The organism is Pseudarthrobacter sp. GQ63 (genome assembly GCF_059758765.1).
Genome location: NZ_JCAXEF010000004.1, coordinates 60,762 through 84,277, shown reverse-complemented (window position 1 = coordinate 84,277; position 23,516 = coordinate 60,762). Strand labels below are relative to the sequence as shown.

Genomic DNA, 23,516 nt, shown 5'->3' with positions numbered 1-23,516 from the left:
CGTGTACGTCGGGGCCCCGCAGGCTTTACTTAAGGAGGTGAAGGAAGCGGCCGGTACACAGGCCGCGAACCCAGCCTGAGAAGTTCAAGGTCTCGCAAGCTTCCGGTCACGGTGACCGGGCCAGACGGGGCCGGCGACGTCAGAGTCTTCTGAGACCGAGACTCTCCCCCCAGCCGTCGCCGGCCCTCCAATCCGCGGGGCTGAAGCCCGGAGCGGACGTGGCGGCTGCCCTTCCCGGGCGGCCGCCACAGCCGTGCTGTGGGACAATTGAGTGTCATGGTTGGCATCTCAAGGAGTACGTCTTGGCCGTAGTATCAACGCCGCCCACGCTGGAGCGCGCCCTGCCGGTCATGGATAACGCCGAGGTCCTCCGCATCCGCAATGACTTTCCGGTCCTGAACCAGCTGGTCAATGGCCGGCCGCTGGTCTACCTCGATTCCGGGGCCACCTCCCAGAACCCCCTGAGCGTCATTGAAGCCGAGCAGGAATTCTATGAGCAGCGCAATGCTGCGGTGCACCGTGGCGCTCACCATCTCGCCGTGGAGGCCACCGAGGTGTTCGAGGATGCCCGGCAGACCATTGCTGACTTCATCGGCGCTGACTACGCGGAAACCATCTGGACCTCGAACGCCACCGAGGGCCTGAACCTGATCAGCTATGCCTTGTCCAATGCAGGCTTGTGGGCTGCCCAGGGCCGGGGTGACGCAGGGCTCAAAGAGCTTGCCCTGAACCCGGGCGATGAAATTGTGGTGACGGAAATGGAGCACCACGCCAACCTGATCCCCTGGCAGGAACTGGCGTTCCGCACCGGCGCCACCCTGCGCTACATCCCCATCGACGACGCCGGATCACTCCGCATGGACCTGGCCGGTGGCATCATCGGGAGCCGGACCCGGGTGCTGGCGTTCACCCATGCTTCAAATGTCCTGGGGACCATCAACCCCGTCGCGGAGCTTGTCGGGCTGGCCCGGAAAGCCGGCGCGCTGGTGGTCCTGGACGCGTGCCAGTCTGCCCCGCACCTGCCCCTGGACGTCAAGGGACTCGATGTCGACTTTGCTGTCTTCTCCGGCCATAAGATGCTTGCCCCCACAGGAATCGGGGTGCTGTACGGGAAGCAGGAACTGCTGGACATCCTGCCGCCCTTCCTCACTGGCGGCTCCATGATCACCACCGTCACCATGGAACGGGCTGAATACCTTCCCGCCCCCCAGCGCTTCGAGGCCGGTACCCAGAGGATTTCCCAGGCCGTGGCGCTCGCCGCAGCGGCGAACTACCTGACGGAAACGGGCCTGGACCGGATCCACCAGTGGGAAGCCGGGCTCGGCCAACGCATGGTTGCCGGACTGGAGTCCATCCCGGGGATCCGGGTCCTGGGTCCGGCCGCCGGAGAGGAACGGATCGGTCTTGCCGCCTTCGATGTCGAGGGTGTCCATGCCCATGACGTGGGGCAGTTCCTTGACTCGAAGGGAATTGCCGTGCGCGTTGGCCACCACTGCGCCCAGCCCCTGCATCGCCGGCTGGGATTGACGGCCACCACCAGGGCTAGCGCCTACCTGTACAACACAACGCACGACGTCGACCAGTTCCTGGATGCCGTCGCCGGCGTGCGGGCCTATTTCCGCGCCTAGCAGGGAAGACCAAAGGTAACACCATGAGCCTTGACCAGCTGTACCAGCAGATCATCCTGGACCATTCCAAGGCCCGGCACGGCAGCGGCCTTGCAGGAACAGTGGCGCCTGAGGGCGCGAACACCGGCCAGTCGCACCAGCTCAACCCGGTGTGCGGGGACGAAGTCACCCTGAGGGTCGCCGTCGAGGACGGAAAAGTGGCCCAGGTTTCGTGGGACGGGGCGGGCTGCTCCATCTCCATGGCGTCCGCATCGGTGCTCAGTGAACTGGCCGAGGGCATGACGGTGGCGGAGCTGCACCAGGCCATTGACAGCTTCCGCGAAGTCCTGCGCTCACGCGGGAAGGTCTCCGCGGATCCTGACCTGCTGGGGGACGCTGCGGCGTTCGAAGGCGTTGCCCGCTATGCGGCCCGGGTCAAGTGCGCCATGATTTCCTGGGTTGCCGCGGAGGACGCACTCAACCAGGCCGCCTGAGCCCGGAGTCCCCCCTCGGGGTTCCCTGGAACAACAAAAGGCCCTCCTCCGGACTGAACTGCTCCCCGAAAGTTGGACTGAAAATTCAGTTTCGACTTCCGGGGAGCAGTTTTGCGTTCAAGTAGTTCTTTGTCGGCCGATCAGCGCGCAACGGCTGTAGCGTGGTTCGAGAAAGGCCTTGCTTACACGGCGACAGCCACCATGCTGGGTATGTCTCGTGAGTCTCGTGGGCCTGTTAAGAGGCTGTATCGGCGGTGGAGGATCCATGGTCAAGGTGCGCTGGTGACGAAGCCTGCTCAGTCGTACACGTTCGAATTCAAGCTCGCCCTGGTGCAACGGTTCCTCGCGGGCGAGACCGCGCCGGACCTGGCGGAAGAGGCCGGCTTATCATCAGCCGTGCTACTCAAGTCGTGGGTGCGTACCTACCGTCGTGAAGGCGTGGACGCCTTACGCCCAAAGCCGAAGGGCAGACCCCGGAAGCCCGGCTCCCCGCCGCCTGCCGAAGTATCCGAGCTAGAACGGCTACGGCGGGAGAACGAGCGCCTGCGGGCCGAGGTCGCGTATCTGGGAAAATTGCGAGCCTTGGGGGCTCCAAAACAAAGGTGAAGGTCCAGGCCCTCATCGCCCTCAAGGCTGACTTCCCGCTTCCGCTTCTTCTTCAGGTCTCAGGCCTTGCACGATCCACGTTTTTCTATCACCAGGCGCGCCTTCAAGCCCCTGACCCACAAGAGGAGCTCAAGGCCTCCATCAGGGACATCTTCAAGAAGAACCATGGCCGATACGGGCACCGGCGTGTGCACAGTGAACTGCTCAATCTCGGCTGGGCAGTTGCAAAAAAGACCGTGCTGAAGTTGATGCGGACACTCGGCCTGTTCTGCAAGGTCCGGCGCAGGAAGCGCTACAACTCCTACCAAGGCGAAGCCGGCGCCATTGCACCGAACCTCCTGAACAGGAAGTTTGACGCCACTGCACCCAACCAGAAGTGGGTAACTGACGTGACAGAGTTCAGTGTCGGAGACCGCAAGCTCTACCTCTCGCCTGTCATGGACCTCTTCGACCGGCAGATTATCTCCCACAGCATCAGCACATCCCCGAACCTGGATCTGACTAACAATTCACTGCGTGCAGCCTTGGAATGCTTGGAGCCCGGGCAGCAACCACTCGTGCATTCGGACCAGGGGTTCCAGTACCAGCACGTCTCGTGGCGCACCCTTTTGGCGCACGCCGGCGCGGTCCAATCAATGTCCCGCAAAGCCAACTGCTACGACAACGCCGTGATGGAAAACTTCTTCGGACACCTCAAGGAAGAACTCTTCCACCGTGTCCGCTTCCTCAGCACGGAAGCCCTAACGGCAGCACTGCACGAATACATCCGCTGGTACAACACCGAACGAATATCCACCAAGCTCAAGGGCTTGAGCCCGGTACAGTATCGTGCTCAGGCCCTCGCCGCATAAGCCTGTGATGTAACACCACCATTTTCGAAGGCTTACGGAGCCAGGTAGCCGTGTGGGTTCGTCTTCCGACCGTTGCATTGACCTGGCCGTTAGGCTCAAGCATGGACACGTGGTGGTTATGGGCCGTACTCGCATTGGTCGTTGGGGTCGTTTGTTTCGTTCTCTTGTACCGAACAACGAAAGTGGATCGAGCCAACCGCAAACGACTCTTGCTTCAGACATGGGCGCTGATTGGAGTCTTCGCAGTTTTGATCGTCTTATCAGTCGCGCTATAGCCAAATAAGCCAAAAGGCTCCGTCCCGCAGGGACGGAGCCTTTCCGTGAAGATCCGACCACTCCCCACTAGAGTGGGACCTCGTACATTACGAGTCCAACTTTCGGGGACCAGTTCAGACGGGACGAGGGCCTTCCATCATGCACTTTATGAGTGCAGTGCGGTTACTGCCGGCAGGCCCGCTCAGCCGGCCATCGCCATGATGCCGATGACGGCAGTGGCGGCGCCCAACACCATGGAGATGCTGACCAGCACCACATGGACGGTAAGGAACTTGGTGGCTTTCCCGGCCGAGTTCCGGGCACGCGGATCCTTCATGACCCGGCGCAGGAACTGCGGCCAGACCACCAGGGACCAGACTCCCGCAATGATGAGGACCAGTGAGGCGAAAACGGGCAGTTCCACGGGTTAGTGGCTTTCCAGCCAGGCCTGCGCCTGCTTGGCCTGGAGGTTCAAGGCCTTGGCCACCATCGGCTCCGCAGCGTCGGCGATCTTCCCGCCAAGGAACGGCACCGAGGACTTTACTGCGCCTTCAAGCTCAACACGGGTGCCGCCCTCGGCAGCCACGAGCCGCTGCACGGCGGTGACGTCAACGGGTGCGCCGGCAATCTTCAGCGAGATGTTGCTCTGGCGGGAGCCGTCCGCAGCTGGGGCGTCCCAGTTTTCCACCTGGGTGACCTTGAGGTGCTCACCCACGAACTTCCGGGCAAACTCGGGGAGGCGGGTGGTGGGCAGGGTCCGCACGGAAGTGGCGCTGAAGGCTCCGGCAACGTCTCCGTCCACGGTGAACGACTCCAGTGAGCCGCCCACGAGCTGGCTGACGTGGCGCTGGAAATCCTCGTTCACCAGGACAGCTGCCACGTTGTCGACGGAGTGCGGAAGGGTGGTGGTTGCGCTCAGGGCCATGTGTCCTCCTGGGACGTGCGGAACGGTTTTAACTCCACACATCCTACGGGCTTTGCTCTGCGTGCTCCGCATCCGCGATCTTTTGGGCGGCGGTGGTGATGTTCCGTGCCATGGCCGGGAAGATCAGGCTGTGGAAGGGAAGCACGGCCAGCCAGTACAGCCTTCCGCTGAGCCCCTTGGGGAAGAAGATGGCACGCTGGCGGTAGCGGCTCCCGGCTCCGTCAGGCTCCACGGAGAGCTCCAGCCAGGCACGCCCCGGAGCCCGCATCTCGGCCCGCAGCCGCAGCAGCTTCCCGCGGTCGATCCGTTCCACACGCCACCAGTCAACAACCTCCCCGGTGGCCAGGGTGTGGGGATGCCGCCGCCCGCGCAAGAGCCCGGCGCCCCCCGTCAGCTTGTCCAGCCAGCCGCGCACCTGCCATGCCAAGGGGAGGGAGTACCAGCCGTTCCGTCCGCCTATGCCTTCGATCACTGTCCACACGTGGGCAGGGTCTACGTCGCCGTGGAAGGTCCGCTCGTCGATGTAGACCTTGTGCCCGGCCCACTCGGGGTCGCTGGGCAGGGGATCGGAAGCAGCCCCGGCATTGGCCCACGTTGTTTGCACCTGGCCGTCGCGTTCCTTGCCGAGGGCCAGGGCGACGGCGGTGCGGTAGGTGGTCAGTCCTCCCTCGGGCTGCGGGATGTACTGGTCGATGTCGTGCTCGTCGGACACGGCATCGTGCTGGAGCGACTGGACCAGCGGTACGGCCATGGATAACGGGATGGGGGTGGTCAGGGCAACCCACATGCCGGCAAGCTTGGGCGCCGGGACGGGCAGCGCCAGCACCACCCGGTAGGGGAGCCCGGCTTCGGCCGCGTATTCCTTCATCATCCCGGCATAGGTGAGGACCTGCCGGCAGCCGATGTCGAACGTGCGGTTGATCGGCCCCTCAAGGGACGCCGCCGAGACAAGGTAGTACAGGACGTCCCGCACCGCGATGGCTTCGATCCGGTTGCGGACCCAGCTGGGTGCCGGCATCAGCGGCAGCGTCTCGGAGAGGTGGCGGATCATTTCGAAGGACGCCGAGCCTGAGCCGATCACCACACCGGCCTGGAACACGATGGCGTCCACCGGGCTGTCAAGGAAGACTTTCCCCACCGCTTCGCGGGAGCGCATGTGGGTGGACAGTTCGACCCCCGTGGGGTGCAGCCCGCCGAGGTAGACAATCCTGCCGACTCCCGCGGCCGCAGCGGCCTCCGCAGCCGTCCGCGCCATGGACTGCTCCTTGGCTTCAAACCCTGACCCGGCCGCCATGGAATGCACCAGGTAGTAGAAGACGTCGACGCCGTCCAGCGCCTTCCGGAGCGCCCCGCCGTCGTCAAGGCTGCTTTCCACGACCTCCACCTGGTCCCGCCACGGCACTCCTGCAATCTTGTCCGGGGAGCGCACCAGGACCTTCACCGTGTGGCCGGCCTCCAGGAGCTTGGGCACAAGCCGGCCCCCGATGTAGCCGGTGGCTCCCGTTACCAGGACAGTCCTGGAGGTACGCGGGGTGCTGCTGGTTTCAGTCATGGTGGCTCCTTATCGTCCACAGGCCATTCGGAGCGGCCCGCGGTCTGGACGGCTGCTTTCGTAGACTGCTGCCGGCATCAACTGCCGGACTCGGCCGTCCCTGCCCAGCCTAGTCCCGCGCCAGGGCGCCAGCCCTGTGCCAGCGCGCTGGTCCTGTACCAGCACGCATTGTCGGAGCTGCGCGGTAGGCTGGGTTTACCCGGGATTCGCAGCGAATTTCGGGTTTTCGCGTTGCCTGCTTTTTCCGTAACACCACAGGAGCTTCTGCCATGAGCCTTCCCGGCCCGTCCACTCACGGTCCGTCCCTGGACGGACTCCGCCGCGCACTCGCCGCGGACCAGACCTTCGCGCGCGTCCGCGCCGAGGCTGCCCGCGGGTTCGCGGTCCGCGGCCAGGATTACCAGATCAGCGCACCCGCCGGGCTGCGGGCTGTGCTTCTGGCCGAAATGGCGGACGGCATAGCCGCCGGCGCAGGGCACGACGACGGCGGGTCCGGTGTGGTCCTGGCCGTCACCGCTACAGGGCGGGAGGCCGAGGACCTGACGGCGGCGCTGCGGGCCTACCTGCCGGCGGACTGCGTGGCCGAGTTTCCCAGCTGGGAGACCCTGCCCCACGAGCGCCTCTCGCCCCGTTCGGACACCGTCGGCCGGCGGCTCTCCGTGCTTCGCCGCCTGGCGCATCCGGAAACGTCGGCGGCGGGCCCGCTCCGGATTGTGGTGGCTCCCGTCCGCGCCGTGGTCCAGCCGGTGGTTGCGGGCCTTGGCGAGCTGGTCCCGGTCACCTTGAAGGTGGGCCAGGAACGGCCCTTCACCGAGGTGGTGCGGAGCCTCTCCGACGCCGCCTACGCCCGGGTGGACATGGTGACGCACCGCGGTGAATTTGCTGTCCGCGGCGGGATCATCGACGTCTTTCCGCCCACCGAAGACCACCCCATCCGCGTGGAATTCTTTGGCGACGAAGTGGACCAGATGCGCTGGTTCGCCGTGGCAGACCAGCGCTCGCTGTCCTCGCCCGGACTGCACCACCCCACCGAGCTGCACGCCCCGCCCTGCCGCGAAATCCTTATCACCCCGTCCGTGATGTCCCGGGCAGCCACCCTCAAGGCGCAGCTCCCGGCAGCGGCAGACATGCTTGAGAAGATCGCCGGCGGAATCGCCGTGGAGGGCATGGAATCCCTGGCACCCGTGCTGGTAGACGCCATGGTCCCGTTCGTGGAACAGCTGCCCGCAGGCTCCATCTCGGTGGTCATCGAACCCGAGAAAGTCCGCACCCGTGCCCACGACCTCGCCGCTACCAATGAGGAATTCCTCGAGGCCGCCTGGTCCACGGCGTCCGACGGCGGGACGGCACCTTTGGACCTGAGCTCCCAAGCCAGTGCCGCACTGCACTCCGCGAGCTTCCGGTCCCTGGCAGAAACGCGCAGCTCCGCCCTGGACCACGGGGTCTCATGGTGGTCCATCACGTCGTTGGCGCAGGACGAGGAACTGCTCCCGGATATTGACGTCCTGAACCTGCATGCCCGGGAACCGCGGGGCTACCAGGGCGATGTGGCCGAGATGATGGAATTCATCGGTTCCCACGTCCGGGACCAGTGGCGGATCGTCGTCGCCACTGAAGGCCCCGGACCTGCCCAGCGCCTGGCAGAGCTGTTCCATGAGAACGACATCCCCTGCGCCAGGGTGGACAGCCTGGACCACGAGCCCCAGGCGGGCATCATCGAGGTGACCACTGCCGCCGTCGGACGCGGTTTTGTCCTGGACGGGCTCAAACTGGGCCTGCTCACCGAAGCCGACCTGTTGGGCCGTACCTCCGCCGGATCCACCAAGGACATGCGCCGCATGCCCTCCAAACGCCGCAATGCCGTGGACCCGCTGCAGCTCGTGGCGGGCGACCACGTGGTCCATGAGCAGCACGGCATAGGCAAGTTCGTGGAACTGATCCAACGCAAGATCACCGTCGGCGGCTCGAAGGATACAGTCGGGGTGCGCGAGTACCTGGTGCTGGAGTACGCCCCGTCCAAGCGCGGCGCGCCGGGGGACAGGCTGTTCGTTCCCACGGACCAGCTGGACCAAGTGACCCGCTACGTGGGCGGCGACACCCCCGTCCTGAGCAAGATGGGCGGCGCGGACTGGGCCAGCACCAAGTCCAAGGCGCGCAAGGCCGTCAAGGAGATCGCCGGGGAGCTCATCCGGCTGTACTCTGCCCGGATGGCGTCCCGCGGGCACGCGTTCGGCCCGGACACCCCCTGGCAGCGGGAACTCGAGGAAGCCTTCCCCTACGTGGAGACGCCGGACCAGCTGACCACCATCAACGAGGTCAAGGCGGACATGGAGCGTGAGATCCCCATGGACCGGCTGGTCTCCGGTGACGTGGGCTACGGCAAGACGGAGATCGCCGTGCGGGCCGCGTTCAAGGCAGTCCAGGACGGCAAGCAGGTGGCCGTGCTGGTGCCCACCACGTTGCTGGCCCAGCAGCACTACGAAACATTCACCGAACGGTTCTCCGGCTTCCCCCTGCGCGTGAAGCCGCTGTCCCGTTTCCAGGCGTCCAAGGAGGCCAAGGAAACGGCGGAGGGCGTCAAGAACGGCACCGTGGACGTGGTGATCGGCACGCACCGGCTCCTGTCGAAGGATTTCGAGTTCAAGGACCTTGGCCTGGTGATCGTGGACGAGGAACAGCGGTTCGGCGTGGAGCACAAGGAAGCGCTCAAGAAGATGCGCACCAACGTGGACGTGCTCGCCATGAGCGCAACCCCCATCCCGCGCACGCTGGAGATGTCCCTCACCGGCATCCGGGAAACCTCCACCCTGGCCACGCCGCCGGAGGAACGGCACCCGGTCCTGACATACGTGGGCCCCTACACAGACAAGCAGACCTCCGCCGCCATCCGCCGCGAGCTGATGCGCGAAGGCCAGGTGTTCTTCGTCCACAACCGGGTGTCCACCATAGAACGGACGGCCGCCAAGATCCGCGAGCTGGTGCCCGAGGCCCGGGTCGAGGTGGCGCACGGCAAGATGTCCGAAAGCCGCCTGGAACAGATCATCGTGGACTTCTGGGAGAAGCGCTTTGACGTCCTGGTGTGCACCACCATCATCGAAACGGGGCTGGACATCTCCAACGCCAACACCTTGATCGTGGACGGTGCGGACAAGTACGGACTATCCCAGCTGCACCAGCTCCGCGGCCGCGTGGGCCGCGGCCGGGAACGCGCCTACGCCTACTTCCTCTACCCGTCGGAGAAGCCGCTGGGCGAGGTGGCCCTGGAGCGGCTCAAGGCCGTGGCCACGCACAACGAGCTCGGCGCGGGAATGCAGCTGGCCATGAAGGACCTGGAGATCCGTGGTGCCGGCAACCTGCTGGGCGGTGAGCAGTCCGGCCACATCCAAGGTGTCGGATTCGATCTGTACATCCGCCTTGTGGGCGAGGCCGTGGCGGACTTCCGCGGCGAGGCCGAGGAAAAGGCGGCAGAAATGAAGATCGAACTGCCGGTGAACGCCCACCTTCCGCACGACTACGTGCCGGGGGAGCGGCTGCGCCTGGAGGCGTACCGCAAGCTCGCGGCTGCGCTCACCAACGAGGCCATCGACGAGGTCCTGGCGGAACTGGTGGACCGGTACGGAGAGCCGCCGCTTCCGGCCCAGAACCTTGTGTCCGTGGCCCGCTTCCGCGTGGGCGCCCGTGAGGCCGGCCTGTCCGATGTTGCCCTGCAGGGCAACTTCATCAAGTTCTCGCCGGCCACTCTTCCGGAATCCAAGGTCATGCGGCTGAACCGGATGTATCCGGGGTCCCAGTCCAAGCCGGCTCTCGATGCCGTGCTGGTTCCCAAGCCGAAGACGGCAAGGATCGGCGGGCGTGACCTGCAGGATGCCGAAATCCTGGAATGGGCCAACGGGGTCATCCGCAACATCTTCTCCGACGCGCCGCTCGCCGCCCCGGCAGTCAGCGGATAGCCGCATGATGGGAGGACACCACGCCGCGTCGGGAGCCGCGGCGTGGGTGGCTATTGCCTCGACAGGCCCCTACACGCTGGGCTGGTACCCGCTGGATGCCACCGGGATTTTGATCGGCGGAATGGCGACGGCGGGAACAGCCCTGGTGTGCGACTGGGACCACCGGCACAGCACAGTAGCGAATTCCCTGCCGCCGCTGTCCAACGTGATTGCCGTCGGGATTGAAAATGCCAGCGGCGGGCACCGCCAGGGGACGCACTCCGTCCTTGGGGCGGCTTTCTTTGTCCTGCTGGCCACGCTGGCGGGGCAGGTCCAGTTGCAGACGGACTGGGGCCTGCTGTCCGTGGGCGCCGGGCTGCTGTGCATGTTCATGATCAACATTGCGGCCAAGGCCTTGAAGCTGTTCCCGAAGGCGGGGTTCATCAGCAACTGGATCTTCGCGCTGACCATGGCGGGGCTGGTCACCTGGTTCGCGCCGGACCAGTGGACCTGGCTTCCGGTATCCATGCTGACGGGCGTTGTGGTCCATATCGTGGGGGACCTGGTCACCACCGGCGGTGTTCCTTTGTTGTGGCCCCTGGTGGTCAGGCCGCCCAAACCCCTGCGCCGGGTGCCGCTGCTGCGCCAGGTGTGGCGGCCCAACGGTGCGCTGTCCCTCCCGCTGCTGGGACGGGCCGGATCAAAACGCGAGTGGCTTGTCCTGATCCCGGTGAGCGCCTACGCCATGGTGGGCCTGAGCGCAGCCGCCTGGTCCTTGGCCAACGCTCACTGGGGCCGCGCGGCCGATGCCGCGGTGGCGTGGGGGCGCATCTGGTTCTGAAGCTGAAACACAAAGAACCCTTGGACCGTTCAAGTCCAAGGGTTCTTTGCGTTTCATTATCCCAACTTGGTAGCACTAAGTGTCGTTTTGGCGCTTCATAACGACACTTGGCGCTACGTGGTTGGGCTTAGTGTTCGCCGGCGGAGTCCGAGCGTCCCAGGATGCTCTGCGGAATCCAGAAGGCCAGGGCAAACAGCCCAAGGCACACTGCCATGGGCCAGGGGTTGTCCAGCGTCAGGAAGGAGAGGGAGTACACGGATCCCAGGAACAGCGCGATCATGACCACAAAAAGGAGGATGCTCGTGCCGAGCTTGTTCTCGTTCTGCGGGGTCTGGATGGTCCCTTCCTGGGCAGATGAGCCCTGGCTGGACGCCGTGATCTTGCTGGACATAGTTCCTCCTCGGCCCCGCGGGGCTCAATCTGTGGCGGCTTCCGGTGCCGTCAGTACGACGATGAACCCTGTTCACCCTTGACAATGGCAATTCCGGAGCTGGCACCAATACGTGTTGCACCTGCTGCAATCATAGCCTGCGCATCAGCAAGGGACCGTACCCCGCCGGAGGCCTTGACGCCCAGGCCGGGCCCCACCGTGGCGCGCATCAGGGCGATGTCCTCCGCTGTTGCACCCCCGCCGTTGAACCCGGTGGAGGTCTTCACGAAGTCCGCTCCGGCCTCCACGGCTGCCTCGCAGGCCGTGACCTTCTGGCTGTCGGTGAGCAGCGCGGTTTCGATAATGACCTTCAGGATCGCACCGCTGGCGTGCACTGCCTCAGCCACGGAGGAGATGTCCTCGATGAGCGCGCCCTTGTCCCCGGCCCGGGCAGCGGCGATGTTGATGACCATGTCCACTTCATCGGCCCCGTCCAGCACCGCGCCGCGGGCTTCGAAGGTCTTGACGTCGGTCGGTGTGGCACCGAGGGGGAACCCCACCACCGAACACGTGAGGACGCCGGTGCCCCTCAGCGCGGTCTTGACGGTCTTGACCCAGATGGGGTTGACGCAGACGGACTTGAAACCGTATTCCGCCGCTTCCGCGCACACCTGGAGGACGTCGGTTTCCCCAGCCTCAGGCTTCAGCAGCGTGTGGTCGATGTAGGACGCTATGCTGCCGGAACCTGCGGCGCCGGTGGCTGTGGTCTGAACGGAAGGGGTGGCTTCGTTGCTCATGATGGTCCTCTCCAGGGGCCTGTGGGCCGGGCGTTGTAACGCCCATGACTCGTTTCGGAACCATCTTGCCACAGCCCGGATCTGCGCCTGCCTGAGGACGGGCGGCCTCCGGTCAGGCCGCGGCCTGCAGCGGGACGGCGCCCGAGTCAGCCGAGGCCGCGGTCAGCAGCTGGGTGGCGCAGGCGCCCGCAGCGGAAGCCGCAGCAACCAGCAGGCCCAGCCGGACGCCGTCGAACGCTGCGGCATCACCGAGGGCCCAGATGCCGGGGACCGACGTCCGGAAGTCCTGGGTGATGACAATCCCTCCGCTGGGGGCGGTCCGCAGGCCGGCGGAGGCGGCCAGTCCGTCCCGTGAGACCCGCTCCTCCGCCAGGACCACCAGGTCCCCGTTCATGCTGCTGCCGTCCTCGAAGATCACCGCGGACGCAGCCAGGCCGGACGCGGACGTACCGGGAACGACGGCGGCCGGGCGGGCCGTGGTGCGGATCGGGCGGACCCCCTGGGCGCGGAGCACGGCCTCAGCCTGGCCGGCCGCCGTGCCGTTGCCCACCAAGATGCCCAGGGGGCGGCGGCCCAGCTTCCTGGCTACCTCGCTGACGGCCTCCCCGATCCGGGCGGCATCGTCAATGGTGGAGTAGCTCAGGCACGCGTCCGCCCCTTCCACCGGGCTGGCCACGGGTGCCGATCCGGTGGCGATGACCAGTTGGTCGTAGGCGAATTCCATGCCGTCCGCGGTAGCCACGGTGCGGTTGACGGCGTCGATGTGGCTTGCCGGCTGGCCGAACCGGACCGAGACCTGCGGCAGCAGCGCCAGCTCCAGCAGTTCCTCCGGGGTGTCGTCCCGATTGCTCAGCACGGTGATGGTGCCGGTGAAACGGGCCCGGTCCAGCTGGCTGACAAGCGCCTGGGCGGCAGGACCGGCCCCCGCGATGACTATGCGGGTGGCGGCGGAGGTGGATGGGGAGGGTGCCGGAGCGGACATGTGCTGGCCCTTTCGCTGGCGGCCGGAAACGGCCGGAACTTCGTGATGGAACCCAGCGTAGGCCCGTGCCTTTTCCGGCGTGTTTCCCGGCAGTTGCTGTTTAAAGGCCCGGTGTTCGCCAGTGTTTACCGGCCGGTAACAGAACCCGTGACCTGCCTCTCATTCGCCAGTTGACCGACACATTTGCCCTGTGGTGCTGTCCGTCCCGGTTCCTAGACGCGGATACGGTAGCCGCGCTTCACCACCGTTTCCACCAGGCGGCCGTCAGGCAGCGAAGAGCGGAGACGGCTGACGGTCATGTCCAGGGCGTGGACGGAACCGCGGAGTTCCAGCAGATCGGACAGCGATTCCCGGGACAGGACCGCGCCGCCGGCACCGAGCAGGGCCCGCAGGAGCAGCAGCGGTGCAGGGGCGAGTTCCACCGGCTGCCCGTTGATGCGCAGGCTGCGGCCGCGCAGCTCGATGTTGCCGGACCTGGTGTCCAGCCGGCGCACGTGGTTGAGCGCGAGGTGCTCGCACACCAGACGGATCAGTGCACCCATCCGGAACCGTTCCGGGATCAGCGGGGTCACGCCGGCATCCAGCAGGGGCTGCGCCGTGACCGGGCCCACCACCGCCGTGGTGACGTTGGTCTTCAGGCTCTCGATCAGCTGCTTGTAGACGCCCATTTCGTGGGCGGTGCTCCACATGGCATCCACCGCGGGTGCGCTGGTGAAGGTGAGGACGTCCAGGTTCCCGCTGCAGGCAGCCTCGATGAGCCGGGGGAGCCGGTCCTCGCCGTCGGGCTTCACCCAACGGTACGGCGTGACTGTCAGGACGGTGGCGCCGGACATGCGCAGGCGTTCCAGCTGCCGCACATCGGTGTAGCCGTGCAGCTGCACGGCAACGGTCTTGCCGCGCACGCCCTCGGCCAGCAGCATGTCCACCAGTGTTGCGGTGGTTTCATCGCTGCTGATTCCGACGTCGGCGAGGCCGGCGGCGCGCACCGCACCGCGGGCCTTGGGTCCGCGGACGAACATCCGGCAGGCGCCCAGGGTTTCAAGTAGCTGCTCGCCAATACCGAAGGAATCCGCGGCCTCGCACCAGCGCCGCATCCCGTAGGCGGTGGTGGCGATGCAGAGGTCCGGCCGCGCCGCGATGATGGCACGGGTGTCCTCGATGACCCGCATGTCCTCCTGCACGGGTGCGATTTTCAGGGCGGGGGCGTGCAGCACTTCCGCTCCGCGGCGTTCCAGCGCCTCGATCAGGTCCTGGGACCGCCGGTGCGAGGTGACACCGATGCGGAAACCCTCCAGTGGAGCCTCTGCGGCGTCAGGTGCTTCTTCAGGCGTTCGTTCGACCTGCGGTGGTTCGGCCGGTGCAAGTGCAGTCATGGGGGTCAATCCTTTCACGAACCCAGCAGCGAGGCCGCCAGCCTGTCCAGGTCGGCTGCGGCCTCGGCATGCCCGCGGTTGGCCTCAGCCACGCGAACCACCTCACCGATGACCAGCACGGCGGGGTTGCTGCACCCGGCGGCGGCGGAGGCGATGGTGCCCAGGTCCGCGATGGTGGTGCGCTGGCCGGGGCGGTAGCCGCGCTCCACCACGGCCATGGGCATGTCAGCCCGCATTCCGGCCCGGCGGAGTCCGGCAGCGAGCTGGTGGAGCGTTCCGATGCCCATTAGCACCACGATGGTCCCGCCGAGGCCGGCAAGGTGCTGGTGCTCCTTCTCGGTCAGCGGGGCGTGGCCGGACACCACGGTGAACATGTGGCTGACTTCGCGGTGGGTAACGGGGATGCCCGCGGCAGCCGGGACGGAAATAGCGCTGGTGACGCCGGAGATGACGCGGACCTTGACGCCGGCGGCCACGCAGGCGGCAACTTCCTCTCCGCCGCGGCCGAAGACATACGGGTCTCCGCCCTTGAGGCGGACCACGTTGTTGCCGGCCAGGGCGCTTTCTACCATGAGCTTCTCAATGTCGCCCTGGCTTACCTTGTGGTGGCCGGGCTTCTTGCCCACGTCCACGAGTTTGGCCGAGGTGAGAGAGGGGAGTTCCTGGTACGGGGCGAGCCGGTCGTAGAACACCACGTCGGCGTCGCGGAGGGCCTTGACGGCGGCGACGGTGAGGAGATCGGTGGTGCCCGGGCCGCCGCCCACCAGGGTGACGTGGCCCGGGGCGCCGGCAGCCGGCTCCACAGCGACCGGAATGCCCGTGTCCCGGCACCGGCCAAGGAGGGAGTCCCAGCCGGGCTGTCCGTCCTCCACAGCTGCAACCAGGAAGGGACGTTCGGGCAGCGGGCCGTCGTGCGCCGCGCCCTGCGGAGTGCTGAGGCGGTAGACGACGGCGCCGGCGGCTTCGTAGCGGCGGACCGCCTGGCGGGCAGCGTGCTCCGAACCCGTCACCAGTACTTCACGGCCGGTGAGATCAATGCTGAGCTGCATGCCTATACCTCGTTCTCGTTGTTTGACCGGACCGGGATGGAAGCCCCGATGAGGACTTTCCCTTTTTCCTCCGCCGTTGCCGGGCGCATCTGGCCGCGCTCGTCCGGGACGAAGGTAATGGAGTCGTCCTTCTGGTCGGGTGCGTTGACGAAGGAGCGGAAGCGGCGCAGCCGCTCGGGGTCCTTCAGGGTGTCAGCCCACTCGTCGATGTAGGTATCCACGTGCTTGGCCATGGCCGCCTCGAGGTCCGCGGCGATGCCCAGGGTGTCCTTGACCACCACGTCCTCAACGTGCTTGATGCCGCCGTCGAGCTCTTCCTGCCACCGCGCAGTGCGCTGCAGCCGGTCTGCGGTGCGGATGTAGTACATGAAGTAGCGGTCGATGTACCTGATCAGCGTTTCGCCGTCGAGGTCCTTGGCGAGCAGCTGGGCGTGGGCGGGCGTTGCGCCGCCGTTGCCGCCGACGTACAGGTTCCAGCCGTCCGCGGTGGCAATGACGCCCACGTCCTTGCCGCGGGCCTCGGCGCATTCCCGGGCGCAGCCGGAGACGCCCATCTTGAGCTTGTGCGGGCTCCGCAGGCCGCGGTAGCGCAGTTCCAGCTGGATGGCCATGGCCACCGAGTCCTGGACGCCGAAGCGGCACCAGGTGGAGCCGACGCAGGACTTCACGGTACGAAGGCTCTTGCCGTAGGCCTGGCCGGATTCGAAGCCGGCGTCCACCAGCTCCTTCCAGATTTCCGGCAGCTGCTCCAGGCGGGCACCGAACATGTCGATCCGCTGGCCGCCGGTGATCTTGGTGTACAGGTTGTACTTTTCGGCGACGGCGGCGATCACGCCGAGCTTCTTGGGGGTGATTTCGCCGCCGGCGATGCGGGGGACAACGGAGTAGGTGCCGTCCTTCTGCATGTTGGCCAGGGCGCGGTCGTTGGTGTCCTGCAGGGTGCCGCGGCCGGCGTCCAGCACGTAGGCGCTGTTCTGGCTGGCCAGGATGTTTGCGATGGTGGGCTTGCAGATGTCGCAGCCTGCGCCGGTGCCGTACTTGGCCATGATCTCTTCGAAGGAGGTGAGTTCCAGGACGCGGATGGCGTCGAAGAGTTCCTGGCGGGACAGCTCGATGTGCTCGCAGAGGGCCTTGGAGACTTCGACGCCGGACTTGGTGAGTTCGGTTTCCAGCAGCTTCTTGAGCATCGGCACGCAGGAACCGCACTGGGTGCCGGCGCGGGTGCAGCCCTTCAGCTCACCCAGTTCCTGGACGGGGGCGTTGCCCTCGCAGGCGCCGCAGCCGTTGATGGCGTCGCGGATACTGCCGGCGGTGACGTTGTTGCAGGAGCAGAGGGTGGCGTCGTCCGGAAGTTCCGTTTCGGGGGCTTCGCCGCCGCCTGCCGCGGTGAGGAACGCTCCGGGTTCGGCGGGAAGTTCGCGGCCGAGGAGCGGGCGGAGGCTCATGTACGGTGAGGCGTCGCCCACGAAGATGCCGCCCAGCAGGGTCTTGGCATCGTCTGTGGTGACGATCTTCTGGTACACGCCGCGGGCGGGGTCGGCATACACGATTTCGAGGGCGTGTTCGGTTTTGGCGAACGCGTCGCCGAAACTGGCCACGTCCACGCCGGACAGCTTGAGCTTGGTGGCAGTGTCGAAGCCGGGGAACGTGGCGTCGCCGCCGTGCAGCCGGTCGGCCACAATCTCCGCCATGGTGTTGGCGGGGGCAACCAGGCCCAGGCACATGCCGCCGAAGTTGGCTACCTCGCCGATGGCCCAGATGCCGGGCACTTCGGTTTCGCAGTAGTCGTTGATGACCACGCCGCCGCGGGGACCCAGGCTGAATACCTGTTCCTCGCCCTCGGCGGCGCGGAAGAGTTCGTCACGGGGCCGGACGCCGATGGCCACAATGACCATGTCTGCTTCGATGATGCGGCCGTCCGCCATGAGGACGCCGGTGACCTGGCCGTCGTCGTCGGACAGGACTTCCGACGGGAAGACGCCGCCGTGGACTTCGAAGCCCTTCGCCTTGATGAGCCGTCCCATGGCCTGGCCGGCGCCTTCGTCCAGCTGCGTGGCCATCAGCCACTGCGATCCGTCGATGACGATCGGGTTGGCGCCCAGCTGCTCCGTGCCGGCGGCGGATTCGAGGCCAAGGAGGCCGCCGCCGATGGTGACTGCGTTGACCTTGCGGCCCAGCTTCTCCTTCAGCCCGGCGATGGCCTCATTGATGGCCCATACGTCTTCGAGGGTGCGGTAGACGTGCGTGTGTTCGGCGCCCGGGATGGGCAGGCGTGCGGCGTTCGAGCCGGTGGCCACCACCAGCTCGTCGTATTCGAAGGTGTTGCCGGCAGCCGTCGCCACGGTCTTGGCTTCGGCGTTGATCTTGATGACCCGCTCGCCGGTCTTGAGCTCCAGGGACGGGTGGTCCCACATGGCTGCAGTTCCCAGCGTAAGGTCCACGTCTTTGTCCGTGAGGGCCTTGGAGAGGGCAACGCGGTCGTAGGGCAGGTGGGCTTCCTCAGTGAGGACCGTGACATGCCAGCCATCGAGGCCACGGGCATGCATTGCGTCCGCAAAACGGTGGGCCGCGGGGCCGCCGCCGGCGACGACGATGCGGCGCGGAGTCTCTGTGCTTGAAGTCTGTTCGGTCACTGATGGCCTTTCGCATGGGCCGCAGTGGAACTGCAGCCTTCTCTGTCGAGCTGTCCATCCAGACTAGGGAGACGCAGTTTCGCTTCAGTTTCCCAATTGTTTCGTCAACTTAACTTCTGCATCACGAACGCATTTCCGGCCGTGTGAGGTGTCTTTTACGCGCCGGACACATTCACTGCACGCCTCTGAAACACCCGCAGCCTAGCGTGGTTCACGGCTGCAAAGGCGGCCCACTGACAAGGATTACCCGCACAGGGAGAGGAGCCGGACATGACGGCAACACTGGAACTTGGGGCACTCGAAGCCGGCCTTGACGAGGCGGTATCCGGGATCACGGGCGGCTGGCACAGCGTGTGCCCGGTGGAGGACCTGGAGATCGCCTGGGGCGAGGCAGCCCTGGTTGCGGGACGCCAGATTGCCCTCTTCCGCACCGGCGCCACCGAGGTTTTCGCGGTAGCGCACGAGGACCCTGCCACGGGAGCACACGTCATGGCGCGCGGGATCCTGGGCTCACGCGGCGAGCGCCCCACCATCGCCTCGCCGCTGCACAAAGAGGTCTACGACCTTGAAACCGGTGAATGCTTCAGCACGCCCGGCCTGGCCATCGCCACCTTCCGCACCCGCATCAGCGACGGCACGGTCGAGGTTGAGCTGTAGCGGCTAGAGCCCCAGCGCTTCGCTGACGTCGCGGAGCACGTCGTCCAGCGCCGCCCGTACCGACTGCCGGGCGGCCGGCAGTTCCGCGGCGGAACCCACGTGCTGGATTACTTCGAGGTAGCACTTGAGCTTGGGCTCGGTGCCGCTCGGACGGATGATCACGCGCGTCAGGTCCCTGGTGACGTACAGCAGCCCGTCCGTGGGCGGCAGCTGGTCGCTGCCCTGGGCCAGGTCCGTGTACACCTCAACAGCGGATGATCCGAACGTTTCCGGCGGGGAGACCCTGAGCCGGTTCATCATCGCGTCCAGGAGCCCCAGGTCCGCAACCCTGATGCTGAGCTGGTCGCTGGCGTGCAGGCCGTGCTGCAGGTAGAGCTCGTCCAGGGTGTCAAAGACGGTCTTGCCGTCAGCCTTGGCGGCCGCGGCGAGTTCCGCGATCAGCAGTGCAGCCGAGATCCCGTCCTTGTCCCGCACCAGATCCGGCGCCACACAGTAGCCCAGGGCTTCCTCGTAGCCGTACACCAGTCCGGGAACCCGGGAAATCCACTTGAACCCGGTCAGCGTCTCCTGGTGGGCATAACCGGCTGCTGTGGCGATGCGGGCCAGCAGCCGGGAGGACACGATCGAGTTCGCGAACACTCCCTGGGCACCTTCTTCCGCGCCGCCGTCGTCCTTTGCCTTGCCCGCGGCGATCCGGGCGGCAACGTGCGCTCCCAGGAGCGCCCCCACCTCGTCCCCGCGGAGCATCCGCCAAGCGCCGGTGTCAGGGTCTTTTGCCGCAACGGCCGCCCTGTCGGCGTCGGGATCGTTGGCAATCACTATGTCTGCCCCCAGCCGTTCGGCGGACTCCAGTGCCAGGTCGAGGGCGCCGGGTTCTTCCGGGTTGGGAAAGCTGACGGTGGGAAAATCCGGGTCCGGCTCGGCCTGCTCCGCTACCAAGGTGATGTCCTTGAAACCTGCGGCGTTCAACACCGCCAGCGCGGTCCCGCCGCCCACGCCGTGCAGGGGAGTCAGGACGATGCTGAGGTCACGGGCAGGGAACTCGGCGGGCATGGTCAGCGCGGCCGTGGAGCGTTCGTAGTCGGCTGCAAGGGACCCGTCCAGGACGGTCCAGCCGGAGGGGGCAAGGGCGATCGAGTCCAGCGGTCCCACCGCGTTGATGCGGGCGGCGATGGCGGCGTCGTATGGGGCGACGATCTGTGCGCCGTTGCCGTTCTCCGGAACGGCATGGCGGCCCAGGTACACCTTGTACCCGTTGTCCTGCGGCGGGTTGTGGCTGGCGGTCACCATGACCCCGCCGTCGCACTCCAGCGCCCTGACGGCGAAGGCCAGCAGGGGAGTGGGCAGCGCCGAAGGCATCAGGAACGTCTCTATCCCGGCTGCCGTGAAAATTGCTGCAGTTTCCTCGGCAAAGATGTCCGAGTTGTGCCGGGCGTCGTAGCCGACGACGGCGCGAGGCCGGGTTCCCGGCGATGACTCGCCCACCGCCGAGAGCAGGAAGTCCGCCAGGCCTGCGGCGGCCCGGCGCACCACCACCCGGTTCATCCGGTTCGGGCCCGGACCCAGGGCCGCCCGGAGCCCTGCCGTGCCGAACTGCAGCGTCCCGCGGAAGCTGTCCTCGAGTTCCTGGCGGGCTGCCGGAACGCCGTTCTCCACCTGCCCGATGAGCTCGAGGAGGGAGGTCGACGTCACCGGATCCGGGTCTTGGGCAGCCCACGCGCGGGCATCATTGAGCAGGCGGATTTCGGCATCGGAAGACGTCATGGGCCTAACGCTATCGTTATTGGCCCGCCACTTCTTCCAACCCCGGCCGCGAAATGCCCTTGGCAGGGGCGCCGCGCGTGACCGCGCCGCTGGTCAGAGCCGGCCGATGATCTCTGCCAGCAGCTTCGAAATCCGCGGTCCGGCAGCCTGCCCGGACTCGATGACCTCCTTGTGGCTCAACGGCTGGGGGCTGATGCCGGCGGCAAGGTTGGTGACCAGCGAGATGCCGAACACCTCCATTCCCGCGTGCCGCCCCGCGATGGCCTCCAGCGCCGTGGACATGCCCACCAGGTCGGCCCCGATGCGCTTGGCGTACTGCACCTCGGCGGGCGTCTCGTAGTGGGGGCCGGGGAACTGGGCGTAGATGCCCTCTTCCAGGGTGGCGTCGACCTCGCGGGCCAGGCCGCGGATCCGGGCCGAATAGAGATCCGTCAGGTCCACGAACGTGGCGCCCTCCAGCGGCGAGGCGGCGGTGAGGTTGATGTGGTCGCTGATCAGCACCGGGGTGCCCGGGGTCCAGTTTTCCTGCAGCCCGCCGCAGCCGTTGGTCAGCACCAGGGTTTTGCAGCCGGCGGCTGCCGCGGTGCGGATGCCGTGCACCACCGCGCGCACGCCCTTGCCTTCGTAGTAGTGCGTCCTTGCACCCAGCACCAGTGCCCGCTTGCCGCCCGTGGTCAGGACCGAGCGGATGGTGCCCACGTGCCCTTCCACCGCCGGGGCGTGGAAACCGGGGACCTCGTCGGCGGACAGGGTGGCGGTGGTATCTCCGATCAGGTCGGCTGCCTCGCCCCAGCCGGAGCCAAGAACCAGGGCGACGTCGTGGCTGTCCACGCCGGTTTCCTCGGCGATGTAGTCGGCTGCGGCACTCGCGGCGGCAAAGGGATCGGTGTTCAGGAAGTCAGTTGTACTCACTGGTACAAGCTATCCTGCCGTCCGTCACGCCGCCCACCCTGGGCCGGTTTTCGTGAGAGACCGTTTTCTTTGGCCGTGCGGGGGAGTTGCAGGAGAATGATTGTTTGTGACTACGCATCCAGATTTCAGTTCCCCCCGGATCGCAATCCTGGGAGGTGGTCCGGGCGGGTACGAAGCCGCCATGGTGGCCGCCTCGCTGGGGGCGCAGGTCACCATCATCGAGCGCGCAGGACTGGGCGGATCGGCCGTGCTGACCGACGTCGTCCCCTCCAAGACCCTGATCGCCACCGCGGACCTGATGACCCGCGTGGGGGAGGCGGGCGAGCTGGGAGTGAAGTTCGACGTCGACGGGGGCGACTTTGTGCCCGTGATGCGCGCCGACCTCAAGCACATCAACGACCGTTTGCTGAACCTGGCCCGCAGCCAGTCCAAGGACATCCATGACGGCCTGGAGAACCTGGGCGTGCGGATCATCACCGGGTCCGGCCGGCTGCTGGATGACCGGACCATTGAAGTCCTCACCGCTGACGGCACCGAAACCGTCGAGGCGGACACCATCCTGCTCGCCGTGGGCGCCCATCCGCGCGAGCTTCCCACGGCACGGCCGGACGGCGAACGGATCCTCAACTGGACGCAGATCTATGACCTCGATGAGCTGCCCGAAGAACTGATTGTGGTGGGTTCCGGTGTTACCGGGGCCGAATTCGCCTCCGCTTACAACGGACTGGGATCCAAGGTCACGCTTATTTCCAGCCGTGACAGGGTGCTTCCCGGATCCGACGTGGACGCGGCAGTAGTACTGGAGGAAGTCTTCGAACGCCGCGGCGTCCGGGTCCTCTCGCGCTCCCGTGCCGAGACCGTGGAGCGGACGGACGACGGCGTGGTGGTCACCCTCAGCGACGGTTCCAAGGTGACCGGCAGCCACTGCCTGCTGTGCCTGGGCTCCATCCCCAACACCGCAGGGATCGGCCTGGAAGAGGCCGGCGTGGCGGTCAGCGAAAGCGGCCACATCAAGGTGGACGGCGTATCACGCACCTCGGCTCCCAACATCTATGCCGCCGGTGACTGCACCGGCGTGCTGCCGCTGGCTTCCGTGGCGGCCATGCAGGGCCGCATCGCGGTGGCGCACTTCATGGGCGACACCGTCACCCCGCTCAAACTGCACCAGGTGGCCTCGAACATCTTCACGTCACCGGAAATCGCGAACGTAGGCGTCTCGGAAGCTGAGATCGATTCGGGCAAATACCAGGGCGACATTATCAAGCTCTCGCTGCGCAGCAACGCCCGCGCCAAGATGCGGAACCACCGCGACGGCTTCGTGAAGATCTTTGCCCGGAAGGGCTCCGGAACCGTGATCGGCGGGGTGGTCGTGGGGCCTAACGCCTCGGAGCTGATCTTCCCCATCTCCATCGCGGTGAAGCAAAAGCTGCACGTGGACGACGTCGCCAGCACCTTCACCGTCTACCCGTCCCTCAGCGGCTCCATTTCGGAGGCGGCCCGCCGCCTGCACGTCCACCTGTAGGGACGCGTAGGAATCCACCGGCTTCCAGGGGCTCGTGAGTCTGGACCACTCCGTGCCGCGTGCATAGACTCCTCAAAGGAACGGCCGGGAATTCCATCAGCGGATTTTCCCGGCCGTCCCTGCACCAGCCATCGGAAGGGTAGGCGGAAGAAATGTCAACAGCACTCGTGAGGCCGCGCAGCGGCAAAATCATTGGCGGGGTGTGCGCAGCCCTGGCCGCCCGTTTCGGGCTTCCAAAATTCTTGGTCCGGTTGGGCTTCGTGATCTTTGGCCTGGTGGGGGTCGGCGAACTGGCCTACATCGTGCTCTGGATCCTCATTCCCAAGGCCCCGGCCTGAGTTTGTGCGTACCGGGGACGTTGTGCCCTACTGCTCCACCGCACCCTGCAGGCACAGTG

20 protein-coding genes are annotated in these 23,516 nt (G+C 66.4%); 9 read left to right on the top strand and 11 right to left on the bottom strand.

Annotated elements, in window-relative coordinates; translation table 11 throughout:
- The first annotated feature begins 302 nt into the window (after positions 1-302).
- From AC6CHP_RS09295 to AC6CHP_RS09280, 4 genes are all read left to right on the top strand, one after another.
- Positions 303-1,628 carry a SufS family cysteine desulfurase gene (locus AC6CHP_RS09295; protein WP_498229387.1) on the top strand — a complete coding sequence of 442 codons (1,326 nt, stop codon included), beginning with the start codon at positions 303-305 and terminating at the stop codon, positions 1,626-1,628.
- Between the two features lie 23 nt (positions 1,629-1,651).
- Positions 1,652-2,101 carry a Fe-S cluster assembly sulfur transfer protein SufU gene (sufU, locus tag AC6CHP_RS09290; protein ID WP_498229385.1) on the top strand — a complete coding sequence of 150 codons (450 nt, stop codon included), beginning with the start codon at positions 1,652-1,654 and terminating at the stop codon, positions 2,099-2,101.
- 282 nt (positions 2,102-2,383) lie between these two features.
- A complete protein-coding gene (locus tag AC6CHP_RS09285) occupies positions 2,384-2,707 on the top strand; it encodes a helix-turn-helix domain-containing protein (protein ID WP_498229383.1) in 324 nt (107 codons plus the stop codon).
- On the top strand, positions 2,704-3,558 hold the full coding sequence (locus AC6CHP_RS09280; RefSeq protein ID WP_498229381.1) for an IS3 family transposase: 855 nt from the start codon (positions 2,704-2,706) through the stop codon (positions 3,556-3,558). Before AC6CHP_RS09285 ends, AC6CHP_RS09280 begins: the two co-directional genes overlap by 4 nt.
- A gap of 457 nt (positions 3,559-4,015) precedes the next feature.
- Here AC6CHP_RS09280 and AC6CHP_RS09275 read toward each other — a convergent pair whose 3' ends face one another.
- The 3 genes from AC6CHP_RS09275 to AC6CHP_RS09265 are packed head-to-tail and all read right to left on the bottom strand — an operon-like array spanning position 4,016 to position 6,290.
- On the bottom strand, positions 4,016-4,237 hold the full coding sequence (locus tag AC6CHP_RS09275) for an SCO4848 family membrane protein (RefSeq protein ID WP_188730261.1): 222 nt from the start codon (positions 4,235-4,237) through the stop codon (positions 4,016-4,018).
- A gap of 3 nt (positions 4,238-4,240) precedes the next feature.
- Positions 4,241-4,738: a DUF2505 domain-containing protein gene (locus AC6CHP_RS09270; protein WP_498229379.1), complete on the bottom strand. Its 498-nt coding sequence runs from the start codon at positions 4,736-4,738 to the stop codon at positions 4,241-4,243.
- Between the two features lie 43 nt (positions 4,739-4,781).
- On the bottom strand, positions 4,782-6,290 hold the full coding sequence (locus AC6CHP_RS09265; protein ID WP_377195068.1) for an SDR family oxidoreductase: 1,509 nt from the start codon (positions 6,288-6,290) through the stop codon (positions 4,782-4,784).
- A 269-nt stretch (positions 6,291-6,559) separates the two neighbouring features.
- On the opposite strand from AC6CHP_RS09265, the gene mfd reads away from it, so the two are divergent.
- Together mfd and AC6CHP_RS09255 are read left to right on the top strand one after the other, a co-directional pair.
- Positions 6,560-10,240, top strand: coding sequence for a transcription-repair coupling factor (mfd, locus tag AC6CHP_RS09260; RefSeq protein ID WP_498229376.1), 3,681 nt, complete (start codon positions 6,560-6,562; stop codon positions 10,238-10,240).
- Positions 10,241-10,244: 4 nt separating this feature from the next.
- Entirely contained in the window at positions 10,245-11,060 is an 816-nt protein-coding gene (locus AC6CHP_RS09255) for a metal-dependent hydrolase (RefSeq protein WP_188730253.1), read from the top strand.
- A gap of 127 nt (positions 11,061-11,187) precedes the next feature.
- Here AC6CHP_RS09255 and AC6CHP_RS09250 read toward each other — a convergent pair whose 3' ends face one another.
- From AC6CHP_RS09250 to nirB, 6 genes are all read right to left on the bottom strand, one after another.
- Complete coding sequence (locus AC6CHP_RS09250; RefSeq protein ID WP_188730251.1) at positions 11,188-11,451, bottom strand: hypothetical protein; 264 nt, start codon at positions 11,449-11,451, stop codon at positions 11,188-11,190.
- A gap of 50 nt (positions 11,452-11,501) precedes the next feature.
- Positions 11,502-12,227: a deoxyribose-phosphate aldolase gene (deoC, locus tag AC6CHP_RS09245; RefSeq protein ID WP_188730249.1), complete on the bottom strand. Its 726-nt coding sequence runs from the start codon at positions 12,225-12,227 to the stop codon at positions 11,502-11,504.
- Between the two features lie 112 nt (positions 12,228-12,339).
- Positions 12,340-13,209, bottom strand: a complete 870-nt coding sequence (locus AC6CHP_RS09240) for an FAD-dependent oxidoreductase (RefSeq protein WP_498229373.1) — start codon at positions 13,207-13,209, stop codon at positions 12,340-12,342.
- A gap of 212 nt (positions 13,210-13,421) precedes the next feature.
- Complete coding sequence (locus AC6CHP_RS09235; protein WP_498229371.1) at positions 13,422-14,582, bottom strand: uroporphyrinogen-III synthase; 1,161 nt, start codon at positions 14,580-14,582, stop codon at positions 13,422-13,424.
- A gap of 14 nt (positions 14,583-14,596) precedes the next feature.
- Positions 14,597-15,631 carry a uroporphyrinogen-III C-methyltransferase gene (cobA, locus tag AC6CHP_RS09230; RefSeq protein ID WP_377195064.1) on the bottom strand — a complete coding sequence of 345 codons (1,035 nt, stop codon included), beginning with the start codon at positions 15,629-15,631 and terminating at the stop codon, positions 14,597-14,599.
- 2 nt (positions 15,632-15,633) lie between these two features.
- Complete coding sequence (gene nirB / locus AC6CHP_RS09225; protein WP_377195063.1) at positions 15,634-18,264, bottom strand: nitrite reductase large subunit NirB; 2,631 nt, start codon at positions 18,262-18,264, stop codon at positions 15,634-15,636.
- Between the two features lie 270 nt (positions 18,265-18,534).
- Here nirB and nirD point away from each other — a divergent pair, with 270 nt between their 5' ends.
- A complete protein-coding gene (gene nirD / locus AC6CHP_RS09220) occupies positions 18,535-18,921 on the top strand; it encodes a nitrite reductase small subunit NirD (protein ID WP_377195062.1) in 387 nt (128 codons plus the stop codon).
- A 3-nt stretch (positions 18,922-18,924) separates the two neighbouring features.
- Here the strand turns inward: nirD and AC6CHP_RS09215 are convergent, their stop codons facing one another.
- Both AC6CHP_RS09215 and AC6CHP_RS09210 read right to left on the bottom strand, forming a co-directional pair.
- Entirely contained in the window at positions 18,925-20,685 is a 1,761-nt protein-coding gene (locus AC6CHP_RS09215) for a phospho-sugar mutase (RefSeq protein ID WP_377195061.1), read from the bottom strand.
- Positions 20,686-20,778: 93 nt separating this feature from the next.
- Positions 20,779-21,597, bottom strand: a complete 819-nt coding sequence (locus AC6CHP_RS09210; RefSeq protein WP_377195060.1) for a purine-nucleoside phosphorylase — start codon at positions 21,595-21,597, stop codon at positions 20,779-20,781.
- A gap of 106 nt (positions 21,598-21,703) precedes the next feature.
- Here AC6CHP_RS09210 and AC6CHP_RS09205 point away from each other — a divergent pair, with 106 nt between their 5' ends.
- Both AC6CHP_RS09205 and AC6CHP_RS09200 read left to right on the top strand, forming a co-directional pair.
- Complete coding sequence (locus AC6CHP_RS09205) at positions 21,704-23,119, top strand: NAD(P)H-quinone dehydrogenase (protein WP_174175643.1); 1,416 nt, start codon at positions 21,704-21,706, stop codon at positions 23,117-23,119.
- A 152-nt stretch (positions 23,120-23,271) separates the two neighbouring features.
- Positions 23,272-23,457: a PspC domain-containing protein gene (locus tag AC6CHP_RS09200; RefSeq protein ID WP_104185318.1), complete on the top strand. Its 186-nt coding sequence runs from the start codon at positions 23,272-23,274 to the stop codon at positions 23,455-23,457.
- The last annotated feature ends 59 nt before the right edge of the window (positions 23,458-23,516 follow it).